The 8,148-nt window shown below is 36.5% G+C and carries 7 protein-coding genes; all 7 read right to left on the bottom strand.

The genetic code is table 11. The features are described 5' to 3' along the window. Nucleotides 1-233 precede the first annotated feature (233 nt). On the bottom strand, nucleotides 234-926 hold the full coding sequence (locus BM015_RS10810; RefSeq protein WP_143075822.1) for a HEAT repeat domain-containing protein: 693 nt from the start codon (nucleotides 924-926) through the stop codon (nucleotides 234-236). Nucleotides 927-1,199: 273 nt separating this feature from the next. Further along, entirely contained in the window at nucleotides 1,200-1,565 is a 366-nt protein-coding gene (locus tag BM015_RS10805) for a hypothetical protein (protein WP_090658187.1), read from the bottom strand. Nucleotides 1,566-1,571: 6 nt separating this feature from the next. Then, a complete protein-coding gene (locus tag BM015_RS10800; RefSeq protein WP_090658185.1) occupies nucleotides 1,572-2,666 on the bottom strand; it encodes a hypothetical protein in 1,095 nt (364 codons plus the stop codon). Continuing rightward, complete coding sequence (locus BM015_RS10795; protein ID WP_090658183.1) at nucleotides 2,663-3,373, bottom strand: thermonuclease family protein; 711 nt, start codon at nucleotides 3,371-3,373, stop codon at nucleotides 2,663-2,665. Before BM015_RS10795 ends, BM015_RS10800 begins: the two co-directional genes overlap by 4 nt. Next, nucleotides 3,306-4,490 (bottom strand): tyrosine-type recombinase/integrase, encoded by a 1,185-nt coding sequence (locus BM015_RS10790; protein ID WP_090658181.1) that lies wholly within the window; start codon nucleotides 4,488-4,490, stop codon nucleotides 3,306-3,308. The genes BM015_RS10795 and BM015_RS10790 overlap by 68 nt, the downstream gene beginning before the upstream one ends. 489 nt (nucleotides 4,491-4,979) lie before the next feature. Beyond that, nucleotides 4,980-5,642 (bottom strand): XAC2610-related protein, encoded by a 663-nt coding sequence (locus BM015_RS10785; RefSeq protein WP_090658179.1) that lies wholly within the window; start codon nucleotides 5,640-5,642, stop codon nucleotides 4,980-4,982. A gap of 207 nt (nucleotides 5,643-5,849) precedes the next feature. After that, nucleotides 5,850-8,147: a DNA helicase RecQ gene (gene recQ, locus BM015_RS10780; protein WP_090658177.1), complete on the bottom strand. Its 2,298-nt coding sequence runs from the start codon at nucleotides 8,145-8,147 to the stop codon at nucleotides 5,850-5,852. Nucleotide 8,148 lies beyond the last annotated feature (1 nt).

Genomic DNA, 8,148 nt, shown 5'->3' with positions numbered 1-8,148 from the left:
GAAGCCAAGCAATAAAACAAAAAAATTGAAAAACAAAAGTCGAATAAAACTACAAGCTGTCGAACAGCGTACTGTCAGGCCGCTTGCATGTAACGTTTCCGGGCTTTGCGTTCGGACGGGTAATCGAAGCACAAAAGCCGATATTATTACTAAAGTTCAATTGAAAAACTGCCGTTGAATTTTGCACGTCAACCCGCCTGACGCAAAACCCGTGTTATGGGCTGGCGTTCTTGTCAATCGTCAATGTTTTTTAGTTTGTCAAGTAATTCTCTCTTCAATTCTTTGTCGTTTTGTTTGTCCAAAAAATAGTCTTTGTCAAACTTTGGTTTTTCTTCATATTGTCCTGCTAAAATATAATTTAACTTAGAAATTGTCATTGTTCTTACAAGTCCACTTTTGTCATTTAAATAATCAAACAGCATTTCAATACTTTCTTCATTTTTCAAGTCCGTTACTTGGTCGAAATGCGCTTCTCTCATTGTGTCAGACGGATATTTTTTTAATTGTTTTAAAAGGTCACCATAGATTTCATCACGGTTTAGTCGCCAAATTGCTTGTCCAATTGTCAACCGCCAACTTAGGTCTGAATTGCTGTTTAACTGTTCATATAAGATTGGTAAAGCTTCAGCATCTTTTAAAATTCCTGCTGCTTTAAAAAGGTGAGCTTGTCTTAATTTTAAATTTTGTCGGATTAGTCTTTTCGCAATTTCTTTTTCTTCAGTTGTCATTGCGTCATAAAAGTAAGTGTCTACATCGCCCCTAGAAAGTTCAAATGCGTCAACGAAATGATTTTGATAAAAGTCTTTGAATGCTATAGAAAAAGAATTTGATATTGGGTCAATGTCAATAAAATATTCAGTCGTCATTGGTTGTGTCGGTTCACTTTTCGTTTTCTTGTCTCTAAATAATTTTGTCAAAAATCCCATTTCCTTAATGTCTGTTTTGTTCGGTTCGTGTCGCTCTACGCTTGCCCATAACGGAAAAGTATTGCCGAAGTGCAGGAAATAGAATTCCGTCAAGCCCGGCGACTGAAGCCAAATTTATATTTTAAAGTTGATGGTTTGCACTTAGCTAAATTTATAATGTCGAGCTGGAACTACTGCTAAATTAAAAAACAAAAAGTCGAAAGACACGTTACGTCAGCCTGCATTTTGGCAATACCCTTGTTAGCGGCATGTGGTTTTGTCCTTCGATGTCCATTATCGAAATAAGATGAAAAGCATTGCAATAATTATTATACCAATGACAACTAATATTGGAATAATAAATTTTTTGTCGCCACCACTGATGTTTATATCCATTTCTCCTGAACCAGTTCTATACTTTCGTTTCACTTTAATTACCTTTCCTTCTGTCTCAACCTGTTTCAGAAATTCTATGTCAGTAACCATATCTCTTTCAGCGACTTTACTATCAATTATTTTTTCATTCGCATACTTTTTTAAATCGGCATTATCATTAGCGAGTTTTTCTAAATATGCCTTTTGTTGTTCCTCCGTCAAATCTTTAAAAAAAGCAGGAAGAGCATCGAGGTCAAATTTTTGGAGTTTGTTATTTTCTTCCATTGTTTATTATTTAAAAGTATCCTTAAAAAGTTTTACAATATTGTCATAAATAGGCGATATTAGAAACGAAGAAACAAATAGACCAACAATAAAGATAAAATATGATTGTGTAAAAAAGAAGCAGTAATAAATAAGCGATGCAGCCGCGGCAATAAATAATAATATTCTTAAAGCAATCAATAGTTTTTCTGTTGGTGATAAAATCCGCAAATTGATAGTTAAAATCCCACTATTACTTTTGAGAGTATATTGAATGTTGCCGCTCCTTTTTGAATTTTCAATTTCTTTCTTTTTATCGACAATTTTTCCAATCTCGAATTCAGTTAAGAAAGCATCTATTTTAGTTGTGTTATTAGCTTTTGCAATTTCTGTAATTTGTTCAAGTGAAAAATCTGAGAGGTTGTCATTAATTAATTCTTCATAAGAAATTGGATGTGGCAAGTCGAATACTTTCTTTATTGCAAATATTTTTTTTGCTATTCCTTGTATGTTTATTTCAATATTATACAAATAGGTATTGAATTTTATTTCAAGAAATGCAGTATTTACATCAGTATAGGTTTTTTTAAATAACGGAATGTCATTGTTTAAATTTTCAAATATCATTTTTGTGTAAAACTCAAAAATTCGTTTTACATACTCTTGATAATTTTCTAATTCGTCGCCTTTGTAAATGTATCTTGAATAATAACTTGTTTTTTCAAGATTAAAAGTTTCAATATTTGTCAATATTGTGGAGAATGTTTGATTAACGTCCTTAAGTTCAATTTTTTTAGGAAAGCTATGTTTTATATGTTTTGCAAGTTGTGTATATGCCTCAATAAATTTTTCTTCAATTGTAAAAGTCGCTGCAGTGCTTGCGACGATGTTATAACTTGAACTTCCGTTTGGTCTAACATGATTACTTTTCCATGAGTAGAAGGTTTTGAGCATATAATTTAATGCGCCAGAACCATTTTGAATTCCGTATTGTCTTGCAATTTTTGAAAACCTCTTTTCGTCGCAATTAAAGAAAGTATCATAAGCGTATTTGCGGCTATCAAATTTGCTGATTTCCGTCAAAAAAATTTCGTTGAAAGCTTTATTATTAGCAGCTATCATTTTTTATAGTAGTAATAAATTCCAGCAATTAGTAATAGAAGCACCGATGCAGTTACTATAACATTTTTAAAAGTGAAGTAAGAGAAAATATTATTATCATTTTTCGCCTGTTCTTTTTTAATTGCTTCGCTCTGTTGGTTATTCCATATGCCTTTGTTTTCTTGTTTTGAAAATAATTCAGCTTGTTTATATTCTTCTTCTTTGTCAAAATGATATTTTAAATATGCAAAGGCGTAGCCGTCAAGAACCATTTGTTTATTTATATCGGTATTGTTTAAAATTACATATCGTAAAAGTCTGCCGTATCTGTCTCGGTCGCTTGAAATATGGTCGGCTTCCAAATCAACAGTTTTATTTTCGATTAAACTAATTAGGTGTTGCTTTGCTTCTTCGCCAAATATGTCTCTTATCTCAGGAGCATTAATACCAACAAGTCTAACCTTTTCTCCTGTTTCAGTTTCAAAGGTGTCGCCGTCAATAACTCTCGTCACTTTGGTGGTTGTCCCAAAGCAGTTAAGAGTTAGAAGGGTCAATATAATAAGAAATGATTGTTTCATTAGAGAGTGTCCGCTACCATTGCCGCTAACACCAATATTACCGAATAGTACGCATTCACAAAAAAAAAATTTGCGTTGAAAATCAATGCCCTTCTTTTCGCTTTTTTGTATTGTTAGTGTCGGTAATCCACAACTGCTTTTCTTCTTCATACAAACTGTCAAGCGGACTTACAATATTTACCAGCTTTTCTTTGCTTACATGTAAATACCTTTCGGTGGTGCGTATATCAAAATGACCTAACAACTCTTTAATATACTTCACATCAATACCTTTTTCAAGCAAATGTGTGGCAAAGCTGTGCCGCAGGCTATGAAAGCTTACATCTTTATGTATTCCCGCAGCATTCCGTGCCATTTGAAAAATTTTCTGGGCGCTTCTTTCACTATACGGGCTGCTTCCATCCGGATTTGTAAAAAGATAATATACAGGCCTTGGCTTTTGCAAAAGCATATATTGCCTTAATACGTCAAGCACCAACGGACTTAAATTTACAACCCGGTCTTTTTTGCCTTTGGCGCGCTGTACAAAAATCTCCATCCGTTTGCTGTCTATATCCTGTATCCTTAGTTTCACAGCTTCACTTACTCTTAAACCTGCACTGTAAGCAGTAAACAAAATAGCCTTATGCTTAATATTGTTGAGAGAAGCAAACATTCTCTTAAGCTCAGTTTCATTTAAAATTTTGGGCAACTGTGCTGGTTTTTTTGGCCTTGGTATTTCAAAAAAGAATTTATCCCGGTGCAACACCTGCTCAAAATAAAATTTTAGTGCATTAAGCCTGCTGTGTACACTGTTTTCTTTTAAACCGTTTTTAATACACCACAGCAAATAACGTTGCAGTTGCGCAGGCTGCAGAGCCTGCACATTATGCAGGCGAAGGGCTTGTAATAATTGCGCAAATTCGTTTCTGTATGTTCGTATGGTTGATGGGCTGTAGGTTTTTAAAGTAAGCTGTTCTAAAAATTTTTGCATTTCCCGTTTGTTTTCCTCACTTATAAGGCATAAGGCTTCTTTGGTAACTTTTGGCGAAACGGGTTTTTCAGGCAGAGGGGCAACCTGTTCTTTCAATACAACATCATTCAATTTAAAACCGCATTTACTGCGGTTTTCAGGCGTGTCTGGTATCGTCCAGCCTCTCAGCGTTTTGCTCCATTTTGCACCCGGCACAGCTTGTATTCTTTTGTTCCATGCATTGTTAACTTCAAACTGTACCAGAATGCAGCTTTTACTTCTGTGTAAAACAATCTTGTAGGTAAGGGCGGCCACGGATTAAGTTTTTACGGATTAAAAAATTTGCACTATAAAATAACGCAATATTGTTTAATTTAAAAAGAGGACACTCCTTTTTAAAAGCAACATGAGTATTTGAGAACAGCTTAAACAAAACCCTTTTCCGTGAAGCTCTTGCGAAGTGCCTTTTCCAACAATCCGGTTGCAATCCCGCAACGCCTGGTTATGTTTCCGCAAGTTTCGCCTATTGATGTTTTAATGCTGATGGTATAATCTTAAGTCCGGGTTCTGGTTCTAATTTAAGCTATCGTTTTTGTACTGGCTCTGCTGGTTAAAAAAATCAATATGGAAGTATAAAGTAAAAGCTTTTTTTAAAAATTACAATCACCGGAAGAAAATTTTTTTAAAGGATAAAAAGAAATGCCCTGCCTGGTCTTTTACTTCCATCAGAAAAATAAAAAACTAAATATACTGTCCTTTAATTGCCACATTGCTTAGTTACATGGGGTGCTTTACCGGCATTCGCTATTTTCTTTGCTCTTTTAAAACTTCCTTAAGTGCTCTATCAAACTCCACCGAGTCACCAAAATCGGTGTCAATAGAATGCCCAAGATTAACCAGTTGGTTTTGTGAATTGATCTTATAAAATGAAGTAATAACCCGTACGCCGTGTAATGCTGAACTGTAAATAATATTATTGTTTGAATCAAATTCAGGATTTGGCAAATCCTCAAACCTTTTTACATAGGTAAGTTTATGTTCTGTTGTGTCAACCAAATAAAGATGATAAGTTGGATTTGCTCTTGCGCCGGTTGAGTAAAAAATTAAGACGTCCTTATTATTATCGTTATTAAAGTCTTTCCATTCAATAAGGGCACTCATGCAATAAACAGAATCCTGAAATAACATTTCTGTTTTGTTATTACGGGTGTGGTTGAATGTTATAGTCGAATTGCTTTCTTTTTCATTATAACTCTTTGTGTTAAACACATGAAGTGCAAGGTTGTATGAAGAATCTAAAAAGGGATATAAGATAGTATCATAAGTAATTTTCAAAGTGTCTTTTGTTATTGTTAATGAACTGTCTGTGAAGGAAGGTAAAGAGGGATTTGTTTTATCATCTGAAGCATTGCCGGCACAGGCAGAAAACAAGAATAGAAGAAAAACTTTAAATAAGCTGTGTTCCATATAATTACACCGATGCACTAATTTATGTTTATAATATGATATCATAAAAACAGAAGCCTGCGTTTTAAAACCACAGGCTTCTGCACAAAGAATGAAAATATTTAGTGTTGGATTTGTGAGTGGTGAATAGTGAGATGTGCGTAAAATACAGACGTCTTGCTTCTAACACTCACAACTGACCATTCACCACTCACAATTGTGTTACCATCAGTTTCCAAATTCACTTAAAAACTTAATTCGCATAATTTTTAATTGCTCCCAGTTATAACCGCTGTCTGATAATTCTTCCTGCGCCACCTGTAATGATGAATCCTGGCAGTTTTTAAAATAATCTATTATTTCATCTTTATCATCATCATCCAGGTTCATATCATCAATGGCATAATCAAGGTTAAGCCGGGTGCCGCTTGCCACAATGGTTTCCATTTCTTCCAGCAAGCCATCCAGCCTTAAATCTTTATTGCGGGCAATGGTGGCCAGCGGTATCTTTTTATCTATGTTCTGAATAATATAAATTTTATTGCTGTTTTTATTTACCACAGATTTCATTACAAAATCATCGGGCTTTTCCACATCGTTTTCTTCCACATACCTTGCTATAAGGTCCACAAACGGCCTCCCGAATTTTAATGCCTTGCCTTTACTTACGCCCTGGCATTTTTCAAGTTCGGCCAAAGTGGTGGGGTACATGGTTGCCATATCCTGCAGCGAGCTTTCGAGGAAAATAACAAACGGCGGAAGCTTTTTCTTCTTGCCTTCTTCATGGCGCAGTTCTTTCAGCATTTCAAACAGCCGCTGGTCTGCTGCCGCACCGCCGCCGCTGCCTTCGCTTTCTTCATCATCTTCATCCGCATCTTCAAACAGGTTGTTCAGCACAATCTTAAATGAAGTTGGCTTTTTCATGAACTTAACGCCTGCTTCCGTAAACTTAAGCAGGCCGTATTCTTCAATATCTTTTCTTATAATGTTGCCAAGCAGCATCTGGCGCAGCAGGCTGTTCCAGAAGTGTTCGTCTTTTTCTTTACCCAAACCAAATTCGGGAAATTTTTCATGGCGAAACATCATTACCTGCGGCGTTAGTTTACCCACCAAAATATTCACCACATACTCTGCCGGGAATTTTTCGTCAAGCGCCTTAATTACTTTCAGGGCTTTTACCACCTCATCTTTTGTTTCTATTTTTTCTTTAGGGTGAAGACAGTTATCGCAGGCGCCGCAGTTTTCTTCTTCTCTCTCCTCGCCAAAATAATGCAGCAATATCTTTCTTCTGCACACAGAACTTTCGGCATAAGCAACAGATTCATTTATTAACTGTGCGCCCACTTCGCGTTCGCTTAATGGTTTGTCGCGCATTAAATGTTCCAGCTTGCTCACATCTTTATGCGAATAATAAAGAATACATTTTCCTTCCAGCCCGTCGCGGCCGGCGCGGCCTGTTTCCTGGTAATAGTTTTCTATTGATTTGGGTATGTTGAAGTGAATAACAAACCTTATGTCGGGTTTATCAATACCCATCCCAAAAGCAATGGTGGCTACAATTACCTGCACATCTTCATTCAAAAACATATCCTGCCTTTCGGCCCTTAGTTTAGAATCGAGGCCGGCATGATAGGCAACGGCTTTAATATTATTGGCCACCAACACCTCTGCGAGCTCTTCGGTGGTTTTGCGGTTAAGCGTATAAATAATGCCGCTTTTGCCCGCCATATTTGTAATGAAACGAACGATAGATTTTACCGTTTGCTCTTTCTTAACCTTCGGCTGAATTTCATAATAAAGATTAGGGCGGTTAAAAGACGATATAAAAATGTTGGGGTTGCGCAGGCCGAGGTTTTTTACAATATCGCTCTGCACTTTCGGCGTTGCCGTTGCTGTTAATGCAACAACAGGGATTTCTTCATTAATGATGTCCATCATTTCCCGCAGCCTCCTGTATTCAGGCCTGAAATCGTGGCCCCATTCTGAAATACAATGCGCTTCATCAACAGCGAAAAAGGAGATCTTCAGTTCGCGGAAAAAATCAAGGTTTTCCTGCTTGGTTAAAGTTTCGGGCGCCACATAGAGCAATTTTGTTTTGCCGGTTGTAAGGTCGTCCTTCACTTCTTTTATCTGCCCTTTATTGAGCGAAGAATTTAGAAAGTGTGCAACAGTATCGTTTTCGTTATAGCCTCTTACCAGGTCCACCTGGTTTTTCATTAAAGCGATAAGCGGGCTTACCACTATGGCACAGCCATCAAGCATCATGGCCGGTAATTGATAGCATAAACTTTTGCCGCCGCCTGTGGGCATTATTACGAATGTATCGCGGCCGCTGAGGAGGCTGTTTATGGCTTCTTCCTGTGCCTGTTTAAATTGTTCAAACCCAAAATGATGTTGTAATGCAGCGTAAATGTCGTGGTTGCTGTTTGGATTTTTTTTGGTTTTTCCAGAAACTGTTTTTTTTGCAGTATTCTTTTTCTCAGTCAAAACTTCAGTTGACTCTTTTGCAAGTGATTTCTTTGCCATT

The sequence above is a fragment of the Parafilimonas terrae genome (assembly GCF_900115755.1).
GTDB lineage: Bacteria > Bacteroidota > Bacteroidia > Chitinophagales > Chitinophagaceae > Parafilimonas > Parafilimonas terrae.
This window is presented reverse-complemented; position numbering and strand designations above follow the sequence as displayed.

Coding starts and splice junctions, on each gene's coding strand:
- BM015_RS10810 (WP_143075822.1), bottom strand. CDS start 926: ATGGGATTTTTGACAAAATTATTTAGAGACAAGAAAACGAAAAGTGAA.
- BM015_RS10805 (WP_090658187.1), bottom strand. CDS start 1,565: ATGGAAGAAAATAACAAACTCCAAAAATTTGACCTCGATGCTCTTCCT.
- BM015_RS10800 (WP_090658185.1), bottom strand. CDS start 2,666: ATGATAGCTGCTAATAATAAAGCTTTCAACGAAATTTTTTTGACGGAA.
- BM015_RS10795 (WP_090658183.1), bottom strand. CDS start 3,373: ATGAAGAAGAAAAGCAGTTGTGGATTACCGACACTAACAATACAAAAA.
- BM015_RS10785 (WP_090658179.1), bottom strand. CDS start 5,642: ATGGAACACAGCTTATTTAAAGTTTTTCTTCTATTCTTGTTTTCTGCC.
- recQ (WP_090658177.1), bottom strand. CDS start 8,147: ATGGCAAAGAAATCACTTGCAAAAGAGTCAACTGAAGTTTTGACTGAG.